This window comes from Nostoc sp. FACHB-152, from assembly GCF_014697475.1.
Taxonomy (GTDB): Bacteria; Cyanobacteriota; Cyanobacteriia; order Cyanobacteriales; family Nostocaceae; genus Nostoc_B.
The window spans coordinates 25,680-47,036 of record NZ_JACJRV010000039.1 but is presented as its reverse complement, the minus strand read 5'-3'; the positions used below and the strand labels follow the sequence as shown (position 1 = coordinate 47,036).

General features: G+C 42.5%; 14 protein-coding genes and 1 pseudogene. 2 read left to right on the top strand and 13 right to left on the bottom strand.

The features are described 5' to 3' along the window. Positions 1-434: 434 nt before the first annotated feature. Entirely contained in the window at positions 435-5,474 is a 5,040-nt protein-coding gene (locus tag H6G76_RS22065) for a PAS domain S-box protein (RefSeq protein WP_190705568.1), read from the bottom strand. Between the two features lie 614 nt (positions 5,475-6,088). Here H6G76_RS22065 and H6G76_RS22060 point away from each other — a divergent pair. Beyond that, on the top strand, positions 6,089-6,325 hold the full coding sequence (locus H6G76_RS22060) for a hypothetical protein (RefSeq protein WP_190705565.1): 237 nt from the start codon (positions 6,089-6,091) through the stop codon (positions 6,323-6,325). Positions 6,326-6,370: 45 nt separating this feature from the next. Here the strand turns inward: H6G76_RS22060 and bioF are convergent, their stop codons facing one another. From bioF to H6G76_RS22010, 8 genes and pseudogenes are all read right to left on the bottom strand, one after another. Continuing rightward, positions 6,371-7,543, bottom strand: coding sequence for an 8-amino-7-oxononanoate synthase (gene bioF, locus H6G76_RS22055; protein WP_190705609.1), 1,173 nt, complete (start codon positions 7,541-7,543; stop codon positions 6,371-6,373). 98 nt (positions 7,544-7,641) lie between these two features. Next, complete coding sequence (locus H6G76_RS22050) at positions 7,642-8,664, bottom strand: helix-turn-helix transcriptional regulator (RefSeq protein ID WP_313934815.1); 1,023 nt, start codon at positions 8,662-8,664, stop codon at positions 7,642-7,644. A gap of 420 nt (positions 8,665-9,084) precedes the next feature. Continuing rightward, positions 9,085-9,477, bottom strand: a complete 393-nt coding sequence (locus H6G76_RS22045; RefSeq protein ID WP_190705559.1) for an MAPEG family protein — start codon at positions 9,475-9,477, stop codon at positions 9,085-9,087. Positions 9,478-9,570: 93 nt separating this feature from the next. After that, positions 9,571-10,290, bottom strand: coding sequence for a class I SAM-dependent methyltransferase (locus H6G76_RS22040; protein WP_190705556.1), 720 nt, complete (start codon positions 10,288-10,290; stop codon positions 9,571-9,573). Between the two features lie 115 nt (positions 10,291-10,405). Further along, the gene (locus H6G76_RS22035; protein WP_190705553.1) at positions 10,406-11,575 is read right to left on the bottom strand and encodes an FAD-dependent monooxygenase; all 1,170 of its coding nucleotides are present in this window, start codon (positions 11,573-11,575) and stop codon (positions 10,406-10,408) included. A 372-nt stretch (positions 11,576-11,947) separates the two neighbouring features. Beyond that, positions 11,948-16,762 (bottom strand): PAS domain S-box protein, encoded by a 4,815-nt coding sequence (locus H6G76_RS36660; RefSeq protein ID WP_199337478.1) that lies wholly within the window; start codon positions 16,760-16,762, stop codon positions 11,948-11,950. Positions 16,763-16,801: 39 nt separating this feature from the next. Further along, a complete protein-coding gene (locus H6G76_RS22015; protein ID WP_190705551.1) occupies positions 16,802-16,963 on the bottom strand; it encodes a hypothetical protein in 162 nt (53 codons plus the stop codon). Between the two features lie 84 nt (positions 16,964-17,047). After that, positions 17,048-17,176 (bottom strand): annotated as a pseudogene (locus H6G76_RS22010) (IS5/IS1182 family transposase); the annotation flags it as partial. A gap of 250 nt (positions 17,177-17,426) precedes the next feature. On the opposite strand from H6G76_RS22010, the gene H6G76_RS22005 reads away from it, so the two are divergent. Beyond that, the gene (locus H6G76_RS22005) at positions 17,427-17,636 is read left to right on the top strand and encodes a hypothetical protein (RefSeq protein ID WP_190705548.1); all 210 of its coding nucleotides are present in this window, start codon (positions 17,427-17,429) and stop codon (positions 17,634-17,636) included. Here H6G76_RS22005 and nifV read toward each other — a convergent pair. From nifV to H6G76_RS21985, 4 genes are all read right to left on the bottom strand, one after another. Further along, positions 17,581-18,711 carry a homocitrate synthase gene (nifV, locus tag H6G76_RS22000; protein WP_190705545.1) on the bottom strand — a complete coding sequence of 377 codons (1,131 nt, stop codon included), beginning with the start codon at positions 18,709-18,711 and terminating at the stop codon, positions 17,581-17,583. The two genes, H6G76_RS22005 and nifV, sit on opposite strands and share 56 nt — an antisense overlap. 406 nt (positions 18,712-19,117) lie before the next feature. Further along, positions 19,118-19,621 carry a phosphate-starvation-inducible PsiE family protein gene (locus tag H6G76_RS21995; protein WP_190705542.1) on the bottom strand — a complete coding sequence of 168 codons (504 nt, stop codon included), beginning with the start codon at positions 19,619-19,621 and terminating at the stop codon, positions 19,118-19,120. A gap of 393 nt (positions 19,622-20,014) precedes the next feature. After that, positions 20,015-20,683 (bottom strand): hypothetical protein, encoded by a 669-nt coding sequence (locus H6G76_RS21990; protein WP_190705539.1) that lies wholly within the window; start codon positions 20,681-20,683, stop codon positions 20,015-20,017. Positions 20,684-20,825: 142 nt separating this feature from the next. After that, positions 20,826-21,275 carry a hypothetical protein gene (locus tag H6G76_RS21985; protein ID WP_190705536.1) on the bottom strand — a complete coding sequence of 150 codons (450 nt, stop codon included), beginning with the start codon at positions 21,273-21,275 and terminating at the stop codon, positions 20,826-20,828. Between the last annotated feature and the right edge of the window lie 82 nt (positions 21,276-21,357).

Below are 21,357 nucleotides of genomic sequence, written 5' to 3'. Positions count from 1 at the left end.
GTTAACGAAAGTAGCTTAGTCTACAAATTTGGTTTTCTCGTGAAAATTAATCCTACGAATATGCATTTTCTCTAGATTTCAAAATTTATAATAAGAAATATCCTCAATACATCGCCCATTAGGTTAACCCGATCGGGTGATTTACAAAATTTGATTGTATAAGGTAATACCACTTAAACAAGCAAAAATTCTTACTTAAGGGGTAAGTTGGGTAGCAGGTAGGAAAATCAAAACATCATCTGGAGTGGTTGTGATATGATGTCCGGCTAATTAGTTATAATTCCCGCAATCATTGCACCACTCCTCGTTGGCGGGGTGCGGCTTAGAGGTTTTATTAAGTAATCAAGCAGACATGATATGAAGACTTAACTTTAAACAAGAGTATATAGATTATTTTTACGTTCTGCGCCTGTTTGCCACATCTAGCTTGAGTATTATTTATTACTAACTAATTTAGCGATCGCTACTGCTAAATCGGCGGGATCAACTGGTTTAGGGATATGCTTTTGAAAGCCGGCGGCCATTGCTTGTTTGTAGTCGATTTCGCCAGCATAAGCGGTTAATGCGATCGCCGGAATCTGCCCCCCTTTGTTTGGGGGTAGTTGTCTCACTTGGCGCATTAACATATACCCGTCCGTGGTAGGCATACCGATATCGCTTAATAAAACATCTGGCTGTAGGTTGATTAGCGATTCTAATGCTTCGGCGGCGGATGCGACAGATGTGACTTCTGCACCATACTGTTCTAAGGCAAAGGTAAAGAACTCTAACACATCAGCTTGATCATCCACCAACAAAATTTTTAATCCAGCGAGTAATGTATCATCAGTCTCATCTATCTGGGCATCAGCACTGAAAGCGGAAGATTCGGCACTTTTATGCAGTGGTAGCCGGACTGTAAAAGTTGCCCCCTTTCCTTCACCCTCACTTTCTGCTGCGACTGTACCGCCGTGTAATTCTACCAAATGGCGAACTATGGCGAGTCCCAAACCCAATCCACCAAATACTCTGGTGGTTTTGCCATCGGCTTGGCGGAAGTATTCAAAGACGTAGGGTAAAAATTCAGGAGTAATGCCTTTACCATTATCAATTACCTGAATTTGAGCTTCATAGCCGACTTGCTCTAAACGTACTTCTACCCTACCTTCAGCCGGGGTAAATTTGACAGCATTAGAAACGAGATTCCAGACGATTTGTTGCAAGCGATCACCATCGCCCATAACTTCTAAGTTTTTCTTAGAAAATACCGTTTGCAGTTGAATTGACTTGGCTTCTGCTGCTAGGCGCACTGTTTCTAAAGCGGCTGTGATTGTTGATTTTAAATCGACTATGCGGATATGCAGACTTAGCTTACCGCGTAAAATCCTCGATACATCTAATAAGTCTTCAATTAGTTGGGCTTGTAACTTGGCGTTGCGCTCAATTGTTTCTAGAGCTTTAATTACGGTTTTTTCGTCGTTTTTGCGGGTGCGGAGTAATTTTGCCCAGCCTAAAATCGGGTTTAGCGGTGTTCTGAGTTCGTGGGAAAGTACAGCCAAAAATTCATCCTTGATGCGGTTGGCTGTTTCGGCTTCGGAACGCGCATCGCGTTCAGCTTCGTAAAGTTGAGCGCGGGCGATCGCTTGACCACACTGTTGCCCCAATGTCAACATAAATCCTTGGTCTTCGGCTGCAAATGCTTGGCTAGTAGTAAAGCTTAACCCCAGCACCCCAAGGGTTTGTTTTTCTACAATTAATGGAATACAAGCAAAGGCTTGATTTCTTGTCATCGATGGTAAATCTGCTAATTCTGGATAATTAGCTGCGAAGGCTTCCGGACTTTCGATAAAAATTGGTTTTCCAGTTCTCACTGCTACTGCTAAAGGTACAGCAGCCGACACTGGAAAATTTGACCAAGCCTCAACTACTGATTGGGGATAGCCACTTGCTTGGATAACTTGGAGAGAATTACCTTGTTGGGCTAACAAGAAAACAGAACCTGCACTAGCACCCAAAGCAGCAATTCCTTGGTTTACCACTACCTCAGCTACTTGTTGCGGTGTGACAGCTTCCGAAAGGGCGGCGGTAATTTTTTGTAACCGGACTGTGCGGCTGACAGCCAATTCTGCGGCTTGCTTTGCCTGTTGAGTTTTTTGATAAAGTCTAGCGTTGTCAATCGCTGTGGCCGCCCGCCGCGCTAAATCTTGGGCTAAAGCTAAGTCCGATTGTTCGTATAAACGGCTAGATTCGCCTCTGACACAAGAAATCACCCCAAATAGTTGCCCGCGTGAGTATAGGGGAATCACCATTAAAGAACGCATCCCCAGACTTTGCAGTAATTGCAAATGTTGCTCATCTTCAGCCATTTGGGTGAGTGCTGGGTAGGGAATTTCGGGATAAAAAATTGATCGCCCCTGTAACAGAGTTTCCCGAAAAGGATGGTTGTTTTCGTATTTAGGTGGATAAAGTCGTCGCAGTTGAGTTAATATTTTTTGCTTTGCCGGATTATCAGCGATCATGGCAATAGGTTGAATTGCATAATCTTCTTTAACAACATCGATCAGACACCAATCAGCTAGGGTAGGTACTGCCAAATTTGCCACATTAGCGAGGGTGACTTCATAATTTAATGATGCAGCTAGTAGGGTGCTGGCTTCGAGTAAAAAGGTTTGGTTTGCTTCCGCTTGTTTGCGTTCGCTGATATCCTCGATAATGCCGACTGCATATTTCGCTTGGCCGTTAGCATCCCACACCGCCGAAGAAGTCAGATTTACCCAAATAATCCCACCATCTTTGCAGATATAGCGTTTTTCTAAAGAATAACCACTAATTTTCTTAGCTAATACTCTTCTAGCTTGATCCCAATCAGCAGCTAAATCATCAGGGTGAGTAATTTCTTGAAAGTTTAACTGCATCAATTCTTCTTGGCTGTACCCAGTAATGTCGCACAGTGCCGGATTAACTTGCAGGAATTGTCCATTTAAAGCTACTAAAGCGATGCCCACAGCTGCTTGGTTGAACATCGCGCGAAATCTAGCTTCACTTTCGCGCAGGGCAATTTCTGTAATTTTTGTGGCTGTGACATCCGATAAAATGATGCCAATTCCGATAGTTTCATCAAACGCATTGCGGACTGGGTAATAGTTACCCAACCAGTGGCTATAGGTTCCTCCTTTTCCTAAGGCTTCCCCAGTGATTTCTACGTTTAGTAATGGTTCTCCTGTCTCTAACACCTGCTGTAACTGAGCTTCAAACTCATCTACCAACCCCGGAAATACTTCGCCAAATTTGCGTCCGAGATGTTCTGCAATAGTTAAACCGTTGATATCTGCTAAAGTTTGATTGATTCTGATATAGCGCAGTTCTCGATCTAAAAAGCATACAGCCACAGGTGCGCCTGCTAATAAAGCATCTAACAGTGACAGAGATTCGGCATATTTAATTAAAGATTGATGATTATCTCGATAAAGTTGGGCATTTTCGACTGCTATGGCGGCGCGATAAGCTATATCAGTAGCTAATCCTAAGTCTGATTGATCATAACGACGATTTGATTCGGCGATCGCAAATGTAATGCAGCCGAGAATTCGCTTGTGTGCGATTAAAGGCACAATCATTGCCGATTTCACGCCTAGCTGCCGGATAATCTCTAATTGTTCTGCATTCTGAGTCGCCCTGACTAACAGTGAATCTGGAATTTCTGAAATTAACTGTGGTTGTCCGGTTTGTAGTACTCTAGCGATCGGATTTGTACTTTGGGACTCAGGTACATATTGCTGAAGTTTCTCGGCTAAATCTGCTTTGGCTGGGTCTGCATGAGCAATAGGTAGGCGACGAATCGAACCATCCTCAGCCAGAATATCTACACTACACCAGTCAGCTAGTTGAGGTACAGAAATTTTGGCAATTTGCTGCAAAGTTTCCTCATAATCTAATGAGGTAGACAATAAACTACTAATTTCCGCAATGTATCTCAGTTGTTGTTCAGCTTCCCTGCGCTCTGTAATGTCGAGAACAAAAAAAGCTCCTCTCTCTAAAGTCCCTTCAAAATGGCTACTACCTATCAAAACTGGGATGCGAGTTCCATCTTTACAGATATACTCTTTTTCATAAGGAGTAGAAAAAGAACCCTCTTCAAATTGAGCCAGTGCTTGCTCATCAAGTGTCAGATGCTCTACAGGAGTCATATTGAGCCAATTAAGTTCTCCTGCCTCTAAATCTTCGCGGCTATAACCCAGCATCTTCAGCAAAGCATCATTGGCATCTGTAATTCTCCCGTCTCTTTCCCAAAAGCCGATTCCAATCATATTTGACTCAACGACACTGCGAAATTTTGCTTCACTTTCTCGCAATGCATTTTCCGCTTGTTTTAAAGGAGTTATCTCAACCCCCGTGACTCCGACTCCCAGCAATTTACCATCTGGTAAGCTTACAGGATAGTAACTGACTAGACTTTGACGATATACCCCAGGCGGATAAGTTTCACCGCCCACTTCTTGGTTGAGTAGTGGTTCCCTTGTTTGCATCACTTGCCGAAAAACTGGCTCTAGTTCCTCTGCCCATTGCGGTAGCACTTCTCGTAGTGTGCGACCGATGTGTTGCTCTCGCGGTATACCGTTGATTGCGGCTAATGCTTCATTTGCATAAACATAGCGGAGTTCTGTATCAAAAAACGCCAATGCGATGGGAGAACTGGTTATCCACGCATTTAATAAAGCCAAAGATTCATTTTTTTCCTGAAGGGCTTGCTGAACTTCTCGTTGTAACTTGGTTTTTTCAATTTCTGTTTGTTTACGCTCTGTAATATTCACCCCTACACAAGTTACACCGCCGTCTATGCCTTTGAGTGGTTCTACCAGCAAGTCATAATAAATAACATCTCCATGCAGATTTACACAGATTTCTTCGCGGGTCGAAATACCTTGTTGGATTGCCTTCTGCTTAATTGCTATCAATTGCTGCGCTAATGAAATGGGAAAAATTTCATCATCAGATTTACCTAATACTGACTCGGCTGTATTTATGCCTTGAAGATTATGAACCCATTGATAGCGTAAATCTTGATCCTGCTGAAAAACGACAATATCTGAATTGCTTAATGCTATGCGAAATCGCTCCTCGCTAACTTTCAGCTTTTGAAGATTGATTTCAGCTTTACGTTTAGCGTGCCTTAATGCTTCACATAAAATACTAATCAGCCATCCCTGTACAGCAAATAACAATATTTTGACAACATCAGCTAAATTTAAATCTAGGGCGTACCTGTGGGAAAGAAAAAAGTAATCGCTCAGTACCACAGATAAAAAGGTTGCTAATATTCCTGCTTTCAAACCACCATACCAAGCACTTACCATCACAGCACCAAAAAATAGTAGGAATGGCGTTCCATCCATTCCTATCCAAGGATCAAGCAATAGCATTGTTACTAGTGCTGTGGCGACAATTAAAACTACAACGGCATAACGTAGTAAGTGTGAATAATGAATGTATGGCATGAACAGATTTGCAAACAACCAATACTTATGGCAGGGCATATACATACCTTAAGCTAGTTTGCAAATTTTCGGAATTTACCTTCAGGTAGATTCTTATATTTAAATTAAAAATACCTTCTGCCAGTGGTCAATTCTTAGATAATATTGTACGTATCTAAATAAATTTATAATGTTGTAAGTTGTAAAATTTTAAATTCAAAAGCTGAAATTTTATTAAATTTTCAATAAAAGCCAAAAAAGAAAATTTGGCTAGATAAACCCTACCTAGCAATCCTATTTGATTTCTTAAGTACTGGTTGATGCAGGGAGTAGTGTGTAGAGAGTGGTAAGTAAATTTGTGTGTAATTCATTTAGGATTGCTATAGAACTCATATTTGATTTTTGAAAAAAATCAGTACATCGTTACCTGCCTTCTTTGCTATTGCCTATTGTCTATTCCCTATTGCCTGACTACACAAGTAGTTCAGTAATCAAACCAGATTCCTATATAGTTGCCGGCAATATTAGGAATAATGTGGTTTTAACTACGCTATTGGATTTAATGATTAAGATAAACTTGCTAAATGAGTCTTGTTAAACACTGACTTCCATTTAGTAACAAAACAGGATCAGCAATGAGTAGAGAAGGAACCAAAGTAATATTATGGGAAGAAAAACAAAAAGAATATGTCAAAAAATTTTATGATTTACAATTCGTTCCCCGAATAGGAGAAGAAATTTACATAAATAAGGAAAATTGGAGAGTAACGCGAATTGAACATGATATAGAAGTTAGCGAGATTAATGTCTATATGGAATTAATCAAAAAGGTCAAACAGGAGAAAGCATCTAATTCAGACTCTAAGCATTAGATTGCTCAATCACCAACCTCGCCGCCACCGGAAATAACTCAAACATTAGGCATTAATTTGTTTTTTTAGCACAGTTATTAATTTTTCTATATGCATCATTTCATGAGTAGCCATCACAGAAATTCTGATGCGGCTTGTAGGTACTGTAGGTGGGCGAATTGCTGGAGCGAAAATGCCTGATTCTTTGAGGTGTTTACCTATTTGGAGTGCATCTGCTGGGCTAGGTAATTGAAAACAGAGAATGGGTGATTCTGTAGGTAGTAATTGGAGATGCGGTAGCTGCTGTTGCATTAAGTTTTTGAGATCATCTACATTTCGCCACAATTGAATTCGCCGTTGCGGTTCTTGTTGAACAATTCCAATTGCGGTTAATGCTGCTGCTGTATCTGCGGGTGAAAGTCCGGTGGTATAAATCCAAGTCGGGGCGCGATTACGCAAAAAGTCAATCAGGGCTGCACTCCCAGCTACGTACCCGCCCAAACTACCCAAAGCTTTGCTTAAAGTCCCAATTTGAATTAACTGCTTTCCTGTACATCCAAAATGTTCAACGCATCCTGCGCCAGTTTTGCCTATTACTCCAGTGGCATGAGCTTCATCAACTAACAGCATACAGTTAAATTCTTCAGCTAATTGCAATAGTGTTGGTAAAGGGCATAAATCGCCATCCATACTGAAGACGCTATCGGTAATAATTAAACAGCGCCGGTAGTTTTGGCGTTGTTGTTGCAACTGAGTTTTTAAAGCTAAAACATCACAGTGTGGATATTCGATAACTGCTGCACCACTGAGAACTGCGCCATTTTTCAGACTGGAATGATTGTATTGGTCAGATAGAATTAAATCACGTTTGCCAACAACAGCAGCGATCGCACCTAAGTTGGCAAGGTATCCTGAACTAAAGACAATCGCATCTTCTGTTTGTTTGAGAGATGCGATCGCTATCTCTAATTCTCTGTGTAATTCTCGATGCCCACTGAGTAATCGAGAACCAGTGCTACCAGTACCAAATTTAGAAACAGCCGCGATCGCAGCATTTATTAACCGCTCATCACCAGCTAAACCCAAGTAATCATTACTGGCAAAGTTAATTACCTCTTGCCCTGCTAAAACCACAGTTGCCCCTGGGCGATCGCTCAATACCTGTACTGAACGATACCAGTCTGCTCGATGAATGGTGGTTAATGATTGTTCTATCCAAGCATAAGGGTCTGTAGTCATAATTTCTAGGCATAGGTATTGTGAAGTACGATACAGTTTCATACTTCACACTTTAGACTAGCCTACGGCAAGCCGCTAACAGCGTCTACATACTTTTACTACAGTGCTTCTGGAGGGGCAATATCTGAACCGACACCAATTCCATTAGGACTGGATTTAATACCTGGTTTAGCAGTCATCTCAGTATCTTGGCTCGATTGAGAAATAGGCGAAGAAGGCGTTACTTCTGGATTTACAGTTGTGTCAATTTTCCCAGGCTGAGACATTAACGACAAGCTTCCTACTGTCCCAGCCACAAGTGCTGTGTATCCCAAATACAAATGCATCGGTCGTATTTCTATCTCTAAACCTTTGCTATGCTTAGGTTTAGACCAAGAAGGCAACACCGAAGGCACAATGTTAGTTGCAGGTAAAGAGTTAGCTAAAACTATGCCATTTAGCCCTAAAGCATTACCCATCACGCGAATAAATCCCCGAACTAAAATATCCTCTGGCAATAAGTCTAAGTTACCGCTTTCCACTGCTTCCATTTGATGAATTGGCAGATGAGTGAAGATAGCTAAATCTCTGAAAGAAAAACCTCTAGCTTCACGGGCTTGTTTAAGTTGCTGACCAATTTGGCGCATAGTTTCTAAGCGCTGTTCCTCTGCCATTTGCTTGGCTAGTTCAGCTTTAGCAGTTTTTTGATTAGGCTTAAGCCAGTTTACTAGTGCAGTTACAGGATGTTTGTTTTCTGAATTTTCTGGATTATTTATGCAAGTATTAGTTACATCTTGGGTTGGCGAAGGTTTTGATGATAAATCTGTGTTTGTTGTTTGCGGATTTATCTGATTATTAGATGTTTCTGCTGCTGTATCTGTTTGTTGGTTGGTATCTAAAACTTGTGCATGATGAGCAAATTGCTGAAATGCTAAACCAATTGCTTCTCTACCTACAGCTTTAAACAAAGTTTTGGCTTCTTCACAAGAGCCTAGTAACTTTTGCAGTTTAGCTACAGCTTGACGATAAACTCTACTGCGATGGAGTTCCCCTTCAATTTCTCCAAGTAGCGATCGCAGTTCATCATGCGAAATTTCAATAGCCGAATTTCCTGGAATTTTGAACAAGTATGGAGATGTCATAGTCATGATTGAAGTCACTCCCGATGCCAAGCAAAGTCTGGTTATAGCTGTATAAATTCTCCTCGCAGCAAAATCTGATATCAGGATATTTATGCATGAATTCGCTAATTTTTTTAGTAAAAATATCACATAGGATTAATGTGATATTAAATACTTTTTTCGTAATATTCTCAGGCTCAAAACCATAATTAAGGCTGAAATTTGTCTTATTTCAGTAGTTTAAATGTAATAATTTAATAATTATTTGTAAATAAAATATAGTATTAGTACGTAAAATATTTGTATTATTTTTACTGAATCGATTTTCCGATAATTACCAAGTATTAGATAAAGTTTTACCAATTTCAAAAGCGATCGCCTCATTTCTCACTCTCAGAATAAGTCAAAATCAGTGCGATCGCTTTTGCGCTTCAGTGCAGTTTACACCTTCACTAAAGAGAGGATAATGCCAACTAGCGAACCCAAAAGTAGCACCATACCACTGAGGGAACTAATAGCAAAACCAATTCCCCGTTTTTCAGCAGCCTGATAATATCCCCAAGCATAGACAATTCTTCCAACCAGCCAGATAGCACCAATAATTGCTCCCCATAACGGGTTGATATAAAAAGAGAACAACCATAAACCAGGAAGAAAGACAACTAATTGTTCTAGGGTATTTTGCTGAACACGCAGTACTCGTTCAAAATTGGCATCTCCTGTCATTTGTGGAGGTGGTACTTTATATTTGGCTCTAGCTCGACCAACATTAATTGTGATCGCTAAGTAAAACAGTAATGTCAAAACAGTTATCAGACTTGTCCAGGGCGACATATCAAAATCCTCACTTACCCAAAAAAGTATAGTTCTTTGGGTTTATCATTTTGCACCCTGAGATTGGATGAGTTTATTGGCAAAAAGCTAGTTTTAAAACCGCACTTTGTACAAATGAAATAATTCTCCTGATTGCTGGGTGACAACTTTAGCACCAGCCTCTTTCATTATTTTCTCCCACTCAGCTACAGGTTCTAAAAACACCTCAGCACCTAAATAAGTTTCTAACACTGCCCAATCCTCCGCCAAAGGCTGTTCGGGATTGAGGATATCAAACACAAACTGTCCACCTGGTTTTAATACCCGTTTGACTTCCTCTAAGACAAGATTCCAGTATTCCAAAGGATAATAACAGCTAAATCCGGTGGCGATCGCCAAGTCAAACTGAGATGGCTGATAGTTTAACTGATGAGCCGGGCCTAACTCAACACCTTTAAACAGCTTAGAATTCAACTGTGAACCACGAGAATTGAGCGTATCTCGTGCGAAGTTACTAACTTCTTGCCCATAAAAAAATGCTTGCCAATCTCGCCAAGGATAAATCAAAAAGCTGACACCGCAACCAATATCTAAACACTGCTGGCTTTTTTGCGGTTGAGCAATTTCCCAAAATGGCGAAACTATTCTTCCTGCTAATAAACCTGCAATCCACTCTTGATATATTGGCATTGCCTGGACTTCTGCTGGTAGCTCAAAGGTTTGTTTTTGATACTCTCGGTTAAAGCGATAGGCTACTTGTGCTACCCTTTCATGCCATTTATCTGTGTAATGAGCATTGTTTGTGGAAGGGGTTTGAGACGGCTTTTTAGACATTAAGTAAACACTACTTTTAAGTAATTTAGTGATAAAAATCTGGCTAATGAATTTGATACTAGTTAATTTTTGGTTTTAGCTGATCTGAAGTATCTGTTTCTTTTTGTATTTCTTGTTATAGCATGGCTGTCAATTTACCAGAATGGACAGGTGGTTGATACTTATATAGCCAATCTTGGAAATCTTCATTATTTGACTGGGATAACTCCTGCTTCTGCCCAGGTGTTTCAATGTCATAGTAACGCATCTCCCCTACTGCACTACGAGCTTGGATGATACTGGTACGATCGCGGCGACGCTGTTCGTAGCTGACTAGAGCCTCTGTCAAACTTGTTGCATTACATAAACAAGCTTGCAGTTCGCATACATCTTCAAATGTGCTGTTAGCTCCCTGAGCCATTGCTGGGGCCATCGGATGGGCTGCGTCGCCTAAAAGCGTGACTCTACCTTGACTCCAGTGGGTTAACGGTGGGCGATCGCATATCGGCCCTTCCCAAATCTGCTCGGCTGGCGTTGCTTCTACAATTGCCCGAAAGGATGCATCCCAGTCTGTTAATTCATGCAGAATCCGAGCTTTAGCTTCTACTGCACTACGTGACAAAGAATAATCTGGCATGAATTTACGAGTAACCCAACTGGTGTACCCTCCACCAACATTAAGCAGAAACATAAATTGTTGCTGGCCTTTGATAAAGGCTAAGTCATAGGAATTGAATAGTTCGTGATCGTATTCAATCACAGCACGCCAACACATACTCCCCACATAATTCGGTTGACCTTCTGCAAATAAGGTTTGTCTAACTGCGGAGTGTAATCCATCTGCGCCAATTAGCAAATCTGCATTTATGGTTTTTTCATTGTCAAACTTAACTTTTACGCTGCTTTCATTCTGTTCAAAGCCAATACAGCGATGATTGAGGTGAATAATATTAGATGGTAATCTGGAGGCCAGGGTTTGTTGCAATCGCCACCACCAAACAGTTAACAATGGCTGTCCGTATTGCGCTAACATCATACTGGCGTTGGTTCTAATGGTTTCTCCGGGCATACTTTTGAAAACAGTATGGTGAACCTGACAGCCAGAACTGGTGAGTGCGGCAACTATTCCTGGTGCGATCGCTTCTAAACAAGTTAAACCGTTGGGAGTTAGCCCTAAACCAGTACCAGCCGGACGAAATTCTTGAGCTTGTTCGTAAACTTGCACATCCAAACCGAGATTTGACAGTGCGATCGCGGCTGCTAAACCTCCTGGGCCAGCGCCAATAATAGCAACTTTCTTTACCATATTTTTGAATAATTATTCATCTACAATTTTTCTCTTGTTTGTCAACAAGTCAGCCTTAACTTACAGGAGGTAACAGGTAACAGGTAACAGGCAATAGGCAATAGGCAATAGGCAATAGGGTTAAAAGGCTATTGGTATATGACTTTGTGCTTAGAGAGCATCTATCAATGCTAGAAGCAACTCTTTCCCGGTTGAGGCTTGAAAATTGCGATCGCCCTTCGACTGATACCATTTCACCCTATAAATGATACAAATAATTTCTTCTCTGCTCCCCTGCGGCCTATTTGTATCAAATTTAAAGTGAAACGGTATGAGCAAGGAAGTTTCGCAGCACTGGCAGATGAAAAGCCTCATTAATAGAGATGCGGAAAGTTACTTGCGTTCTAGCAAGTTGGCGATCGCGCTCACTAACTTCTCTGGCTCTACAGGTTTTGTAATGTGAGTTTGAAATCCTACCTGAAATGCTCTTTGTTGGTCAATTTCTGCGGCATAAGCGGTCAGTGCAACCGCCCGAATGGTTCCTGCTTGATTCGGTGGGCGGGAGCGAATCTGCTGCATCAGCATATAGCCGTCCATCTGTGCCATGCCTATGTCACTTACTAGCACATCAGGAATGAACTGCTCTAGAGCTTGTAAAGCTTCTTCCCCAGAAGCGACGGCTGTCACATTTGCCCCGCTTTGTGACAACACAAATGCCTGAAACTCGCGGGTATCTGGCTCATCATCCACCAGCAAAATTTGAACGCCGTCTAAAGGCACTTCTGCTTCTGCCTGGGGGTGGATTGGCTCGGATGCGCTCGATGTTGCCTGCTGCATGAGGGGCAGTTTGATGATGAAGGTTGCGCCTTGATTCTCACCCTGGCTTTCTGCTGTGACCTTACCCCCGTGCATTTCTACAATTTGCCGCACGATCGCCAGCCCCAATCCCAACCCGCCAAATTGGCGCGTGGTTGAGCCGTCTTCCTGTCTGAAATATTCAAATACATGGGGCAAGAATTGTGGGTTGATGCCTTTGCCAGTGTCAATGACTCGAATCTGACCCAGCCCGTCGATTTGCCGCAGTTCAACGGTCACTTGTCCGCCATTAGGTGTGAACTTGACGGCATTAGTGAGTAAGTTCCACACCGCTTGCTGCAAGCGAGCGGCATCGCCAAAGATGGAAGAAACGGCTGGATCGAGGTCAAGTACGATCTGAATGTGCTTGGCTTCTGCTGCTAACCGCACCGTTTCAACCGCCGCAGAAATCACAAATGTCAAACTGACGGGAGCCACAGTTAAAGATAACTTGCCCCGCATAATGCGGGAAATGTCGAGTAAATCTTCAATCAGTTGCGATTGCAGTCTGGCATTGCGCTCGATTGTTCTCAAGGCTTCGACTCGACGGGCTTCGTCAAGTTTGCCCTTTTGCAGTAAGCACGTCCAGCCCAAAATCGGGTTGAGGGGCGATCGCAACTCGTGTGACAGCACTGCCAGAAACTCGTCTTTAATGCGGTTTGCCCGTTCCGCTTCTTCCCGTGCCGCCTGTTCGCGTTGCAAAATCTGTTGACGTTCCGCTTCGGTCTGTCGCTGCTCAATCAAATCGGCAGCCTGACGCGCCAGTAGATCGAGAAACCGGAGTTCTCGATCGCTCGGTCGATGCGGCCTGCACCAGTGAGTCGAAACCATGCCGATCGGTTTGCCGGAGCGGGAGATTAGCGGCGTAGACTGGGCGGAAAGGTAGCCTGCGTTAACGTGCATTCGCAAAGAACCATCGGGGTCGTCGCATTCTGGTACATCAAAATCAATGAAGGTACGAGTCCCCCTCCTCAGGGCAATGCCACAGGGTGTGTTTGAACTCGCATTCACTCGGTAGAAATGATCGGTCATGGTTCTGTCAAAGCCTTGAGATGCCAGTAATAAAAGGTCTTGCGTGGCTTTGTCTAGAATCTGCACCGTACCCGCATCTGCTTTTGTCAGAGCGATCGCAGTCGCCATAATTTCATCGTACAGCACCTGAATGTTGTCTTCATTGATCAGTCGTGCGCTTAAGTCGTGCAGCAGTCGGGTATTTTCAAGGTCGGTGGCGATGGTGGCTTCGGCTTGTTTGCGATCGCTGATATCTTTGAAGATGATCGCCACTTTTCGCGTCTCTGGTTCACCTGTGCGGCAGGCATACACATCAAACCAGCGCCCCAGGACTTCGGATCTGCTTTCAAACCGAATGGGTTCACCCGTCAGCGCAACTCGCCCGTAAGTTTCAATCCAATGGTCTTCCAAGTTCAACTGCCGTGCTGTTTTACCTACGGCTTGTGGGATTCCAGTTTGTTGCTCAAAGGTCGGGTTGATTTCTAAGATGCGGTAATCAATCGGTGTATTGTTCGGCTCAACCAGCACCTCAACCGCACAGAAGCCCTCGTCCATCGAGCTAAACAGCGTCCGGTAACGTTCCTCGGATTGGCTTAGGGCGACTTCAGCACGAGCGCGTTCCAGTCTTTGGAAGATGCGGTTTGCCAGTTCGCTGAATAATTCTATTTCATCTTCACGCCAATTCCGTGGGCGAGAATCGTAAACATTGAACAGAAATTTCCATTGCCCATCGCGTAGCAGCGGCACATGGATGAACGACTGAACATTGAGTGCGGCACAGCTTACTGCATCAGTACGCGCATCTGTATTCGTATCTTTGACAATCACAACCGCTCCAGCCCGTGCCGCGATGTAGAATTCTTCATTAACAAAGTTGGAGATGCGGTAAGTGCCAACCAAGTTTGGTACGTCTGCTCGATGCCAACAATAGGACACAATCGCTTGATCTTGGGCTTCGTCTACATCCACAAATGCACAAATGGCAAGGTTCAAGTACGCACCGATTTTTGCGCCAATCGTTTGCATCACCTCCTCAGCCGTCGTCAGATGAGCGCAATCGTCCTGAACTTCTGCTAAAAAGGCGAGATTGGCTTCACGACGTTTACGTTCGGTAATGTTGGTAAACAGTGCAGAAACTAGATTTTGACCGGGCGCACCGCTGGGAATCGCATAAATGTCAAAGATCCCGTTCAGCGAGGGGACATCGGCTTCAAATCGAATCGCCTCACTGGTCTTGACTACCTGACCGTAAATCTCTGCCCATTGAGGCTCGAAGTTCGGTACGAGTTCGAGAATAGTTTTTCCCACCGCATCAACTAAGCCGCACTGCTGTTCAAACGCTTCGTTGATCTCAACAAAGCGGTAGTCAAACGGGTTTTCATCTGCATCAAACAGAACTTCGAGCAGACAAAAGCCCTGGTCGATCGACTCAAACAGCGTGCGATAGAGTTCCTCCGATTCCCGCAGGGCGGCTTTAGCTTGTTTGCGATCGGTTAAATCAATGGCAAAGAAAATACCGCTGTTGGCATCATCCAGAAATGATGCCGCACCGATCAAAATGGGAATTTGTCTGCCGTCTTTGCAAATGTACACTTTCTCATAGGGCGCACTAACCCCCTTCGTGGCGATTTCGTTGAGGGCAATTTCGTCCAGCGATCGATATTCCGGTGGAGTCAAGGCTTGCCAGTTGATTTGCCCCGTCTCCAACTCAAAGCGTGTATAGCCAATCATATCGAGCAGGGCATTATTGGCTTGAGTAATTTTGCCTGTCGCTGTCCAAACTGCGATGGGCACCATGTTGCACTCAAAAATCCGCCGAAAGCGAGCTTCGCTTTGGCGCAGTGCTTCCTCGGCTTGAACTTGGTCAGTGACATTTCTGAAGTAAACGGCGATGCCAGTTGGGGCGGGATAGGTGCGAACGTCGTACCAGCGATCGTGATCCGGGTAAAACTGGGTCAATGAGCCAGCGACGTGATTGTGCATCGCGTCCAGGTAAATTCGCTCAAACTCACTGCCGATCAGTCCTGGGTATTCTTCCCATAAATTCTTGCCAATCAAATCTTCTGGAGCGCGATCAAGCAGGTTTCCAGCCGATTGATTAACATAAGTGATCTGCCAAAATTCATTTAGAGAAAAGAATGCCTCATGAATGCTCTCCAAAATATTCCGAGTTTGCGCCTCGCTTTGGCGTAAAGCTGCTTCAGCACGGGCGCGTTCGACTGCTGCCCAAGTGTACTCAGCCACTTCTTCTGCCAGTGCAACCTCATCCACTGTCCAAACTCGCGGTCTAATAGTGTGAACGGCGAGACCTGCCACGAACTTACCCTGCTTAATCAACGGAATGCCAATATAAGCCCCAATCCCAATAGCGGCGAAGGCGGATCGCTGCTCTGGCGACAAATTTGGATCGGCTGGCACATCAGATGAAGTTGCAGTGCGACCCTGGCGAAAGGCTGCAAGCTGCCTGGGATCGAACGAGTCGATCGGGTAGCGTCCGGCAATGGATTCGGCTCCATGAATGTAATCTTGCTCGACGACGTAATCTGCGCCGCAAACCTCGAAGTATGCCACGCGGTTTGCATTAATCGCTTCACCCAGCACCTGGCTGGCTGTCGCCTGAATCTCGATCGGGTCAGCCAACGGACGCAGCGCATCGGCCAGCGAAACGCGAAATGCCTCCAATCGGGCGGCTCGCTGCGAAATCTCTTCTGCTGCTCGCAATGCTGCCTCATAACGCTGGCGTTCCGAAAGATCGTAGAAATGGCACACAACTCCAAACTGTCCATCGGTCAGCGTAATGCGCTCAATCTTCCAGTCATACCACTCGACCTCGCCAACGTTGCGGCGACGCTCGCTCGTGCCGAGCGCGTGGTACGCTTCACCTGTCTCTAGTGTGTGCCGGAAGTGGGCGATCGCTTCACTGGCGAACGGCTCTGACCAAAGCATACGCAGCACTTCGGCAAAGTCGCGCCCGATCAATGAATGGACGTTTTCAAAAGCTTTCTGCGCCCCCGCGCTCAAGAGCGCGATGCGGAAGTCTGCATCGACGATATACACACCAAAGGGTGAGTTTTCTACTAGATGGCGGAAGGTATCGTGAGTGACACCGACTGCTAAGGTAGACCCATCCTGTGGCAGAGCAGAGTCTAGCCGGGGCTTTTCAGTTGGCTTGGCTCGTTCGAGTTCGGTCAGTACAATTTGCACCGCCGTTTTCAGTTCTTCTGACCAAGTTTCCACAGCCCCTAATGAGGTTTGTGACCAATCGTGCGTAAGCAACAACTCCCCCAACTCGCCGCCAATCAACAAATTCTCAGCCGTTGCCTTGGATTCCTCTGCCCTCATACGTTGAGTTCCATATGGAAAGTATTTCCCACGTATTTCCTAGTGGCGTTCTCTTACCTTAGCATCGGCTGACTCCGATAGTGGATTCAAAAGCATCTCAATAAACTTCTCCTGGGTCAGCTTTAAAGTTTGCCGGAGTTCTCGAATCAATTGACTGATGGCTGGCTGCTCAATACTGACGTATTGGTAATGAAACGCCATATTGCTCACATTTTATAAAGTCCTTTATATATAATTTCGGATAATTTCAACAAAAAAGTAATGTATCTAAAGTAATGTATCTTAGATGGCATTGCATATTTCTCGCATATCTGTTGTACGTGGATGCCTACCTGATTTGGCTGGTGGAATCCAGGGAACCAAGATTTCCCACTCCATATCAGTTAAGTCTGTGGGAGCAGACTTTAGCACCATGATCAACTATGTAAATACACTGTTTATGAAGTATCTTATCGTTCTAGTAACTTCTTTCTCTCGCTTTTAGACTTATAAATAGCCTCTAAAATTTGTATCTCATTTACCTGCAATGTGCTGTATATTCTCTCCTGCCTGAACTCAAAATTTAGTTAACTTTGCCGATGGATGAAAAGCAAGAACATTTACATATCCTGTGGCAATGTGGATATTAGGAAACACACAGTAATTTACATTTGAGGAACTACTAATGAACCGCTCAAAAATAGTTGCGATTGTTACAGGCGCAATCTCTATACTATTGGCAGTTGTCTATCTCATTCTTGTCCAAATCTTAGATTCTAGAGATATGCAACCTGCGCCCATCAGCCAAATTGAATCAGTGCCAGTAGTTGTTGCTTATACTAACTTGCATGAGAATGCTGATGTACTTGTGCTAAATACAAAAGTTCTTGGATAGTTAGACTACGTTTTTTCTGCATTGATTCTTGTCGCACGGCATTCAAAACAGATTGAGTATCTTCTTGATTGAGAAGAATACCGTGTTGTTGTAAGACATTAGATAACAAATGTCGTCCAGAATGCTTACCTACAACTAAACGCCGCTCATGTCCAATTTCTTCGGGTGCAAATGGCTCGTAAGTATTGGGGTTTTTTAAGACACCATGAGCATGAATACCAGATTCGTGGGCAAAGGTATTTTCGCCCACGATCGCTTTCCAAGGGGGAACATGATAACCTGATGCTGTCGCTACGAGTTGAGATATTTCTAACAAACGCCGCGTATCAATATTTAAATCAATCTTATATAGATGTTTCAACGCCATCACAACTTCTTCTAAGGCTGCATTTCCCGCCCTTTCACCTAAACCATTCACGGTAGTATTAACAGATACAGCACCAGCTTTGATCCCCGCTAAGGCGTTGGCGGTAGCTAAACCAAAATCATTATGAGTATGCATTTCTAGAGGTAAGGACACCGATTGTACCAGTTTCTTCACCTTGTCATAAGTTGTGAAAGGGTCGAGAATGCCCACAGTGTCACAAAAGCGAAACCGGGATGCACCCCATTCTTGGGCAGATGATACAACATCCAGGAGAAATTGTTCGTCGGCTCTAGAAGAATCTTCACCGCCTACAGAGACGAATAATCCTTGATCTAGGGCAAAGCTGAGACTATCTTTGAGCTTTTGTAATACTATGTGCCATTTTCCCTGAAATTTGGCAGCAATTTGAATTTCGGAAACAGGGATAGATATATGCACTCGGTTTAAACCGCAAGCTATGGAAGCTTGAATATCTGAAATCACGGCGCGGTTCCAACCTAGAAGATGAGCTTGCAAACCTAAGTCAACTATTGTAGCGATCGCTTGCTGTTCTGCTTCACCCATCGCCGGAACGCCAATTTCTATCTCTTGTACACCAATTGCATCCAAAAATTTGGCGATCGCTATTTTCTCCTGTAAGTTAAAAGCAACGCCAGCCGCCTGTTCACCGTCTCTTAATGTAGTGTCATTAATGACAACCTGATCCATTTCTCTAATTTCTCCAAAACAAGAGATTTATCTGTCTAAGCTTGAATAAGCATCAGCAAAATTTGACAAATAATACTCTAAAAGCAAAATAGTATCCTATTCATATTTATACTTCTTTGATTTAAGATTGCTACAGATTATGTGACAAACAGACAGCCTTTAATGCCCACTAAGTAAGGGGTATTTAAAAAGGGTAAATTCTCTCCTTTTGAATGTGGGATAAGATTAATTTATAAATCCTGAGTACTTTAAAATACATCAACTAAAAGCCATAACATTATTTAGAATGTATCTTTTGCTTAACGGTAAGTCAACTAAATTCAAAATAAAAGTAGCGTAGGGTATATTAATACCTTAACGCACCCTAAATTTAATGTTAAACTTCTCACTTGTATTGTTGTAATGACTAATCAGAAGCCACAACTTTATGAGACAACATTTCTGTTGATTCTGACAATGTTTCTTGCTTGCTTGCAGTAACGTGTTCAAATAAACCAGACATCAAAGGTAAAGCCACAAAAATTACTGCTAAAACTAATAAAAATGCTGAAATTCCAAACAGTTGACTCTGCTGTAGTTCTAATACACCGCGTAAAATTACCTCACGTAATGCAGAAACCATAGTAATTTCTACTGCTGCTCCTACTGAGATTTGCTGCGTTTGTAAGTAATCAAGAAGTAGGCGAAATAACTCAACAAGAATCAAAATAAACAGTATATCCGAGGTAATTTCTCGTAAATCTAAGGGATGTAAAAAGGAGAAAAACATATCTCCTAGCCTCAGCAGCATGACGCAGAATAATCCAAGGCAAAGCGATACAATGATAAAGTCTTGAAATCTTTCCAAATTTTTGACAATTCTATCTCGCTCAAACCAACTATTGACTTCTTTAATTACACGCTTTGGCATAATCTATCTTAAAACGTAGTTGACCTACTTCTATAATAGGCAATTAAAAAAATAAAAAGTTAATTTAAATTATTTATTTCTTTTGATTTACTAACATATATATTGTTAAATAAGTCATTTATAATACAAAATGTTTTTATGCTAATAGAATGTAATTTTACTTACAAAATCAAGTTTTTTTATTAAATTGTTGGGTAAATGACAAATGGTTTATCTACTTGTAGCAATTGTTTGTAAAAATATAATTTGTTTTTAAAATGAACCCATAAAAATGCTAAGAAAAGAGTAAAAAAAAGATTTATTATCTGTTGGCAAGCCTTAGAGAATAAATCCAATGTGATTTTTTAAATTTTTACAGGGAAAAAGGATTTTTATACTTTAGATACCTTGGGCTTAGACACTCAATCGAGGCATTTTACTAGAAATATTTTCAGTTAACAACAAACTTATCGCCATTATAAATTCAGATGTGCTACCAGCAAGTGTACCTACTAAAGAGGCGGGTATAGCGTTACCAACAAGAGCAGCTAAGGTTCCTACAAATAACCACCACCATTTCTGCCTAATCCAAATACCTATAGCAATTAGTAGGACAAACAGATTAACTACAATCGTGATCATTGGAGGGCCACTCAGATTAGCGATATGATAGCGTAAGATACCCATAAACTGAACTGGAAGTAGTTCTAATCCTATATAGTTATTGGCAATATCTATCGCTGCAAGTCCTAATGCAATCACCCAAGATAAAATCCGGACTATATTGTTTGCCCAACTAGCACCGGCGCGGTGAGCGAGTTCAACACCAATTACAATAAATAGTGGTACAACTAAGTAGTGTAAAAGAAAGCGTATTGCACTGAGTGTTTTTAAAACCTCTCCTTCTCCAATTAGACTTCCTATTGAAAGAATAAAATTATCATAGCTAATACTTGCTAGCAATATAGGCAAAATAATCATTGCGAGGCTGGTTGATTGCCGCCACCGATAAATTGCCCAGCCTATTAATATCCATTCGCTGAATGCAATACTTAAATGTGTTAAGGGATAAATTATTGACATAAATAATTGATGAAAATAGTAAGAAAAATTCCAAGCACAAATTATCTGAATCAGGTTCACTTCAAAATATTTGTGCTTGAAATTCAGGCTAGAGCAATTTATTTCTCAGTCTTATATTTGTCAGTCCAATTGAAACTGTTGTCTAAAAATCATCTGATAAAACAACTTGAAGCTGCGTGTTACGTTTCGGTGCAAAATCACTTCCTTCAGCTACATAAGTAATCGGGCCGCTTGCTTCTAAAACCGCAGGGCCACCACAAGCTTTAATTAAATCAACCCCATCCTTTACTTTAATATTTTGACAACCAAATTCAATTCCATTTGATCCAGTAATTTTAATTTTATTGATTGTGCCTGTTTCACCAGGAGCTAAGACAAGTTTGGCAGAGCGAATCACTGTTGTAGCAGGTAAAGCTGGAGTCGTTGTATCGATACTGAATTTTCCACCTTTAATTTGAGCTTTTTCGGTGATAATTAAGGTAGCAAAAGTATTTGGAACTGCCATAGCTGTCGTAGTGAAACATAATATAAGAAATGACAGAGCAAATGCCAAAACCTTTGCTGGCTTGATGAACATCTTCAATAAATTCATGATGATTCTCCTTGTTTAACTTTTACAAATTTTCTGAATACACACTCAATAGTTAAATGGCAAGTTCAATAAATGCAAACTC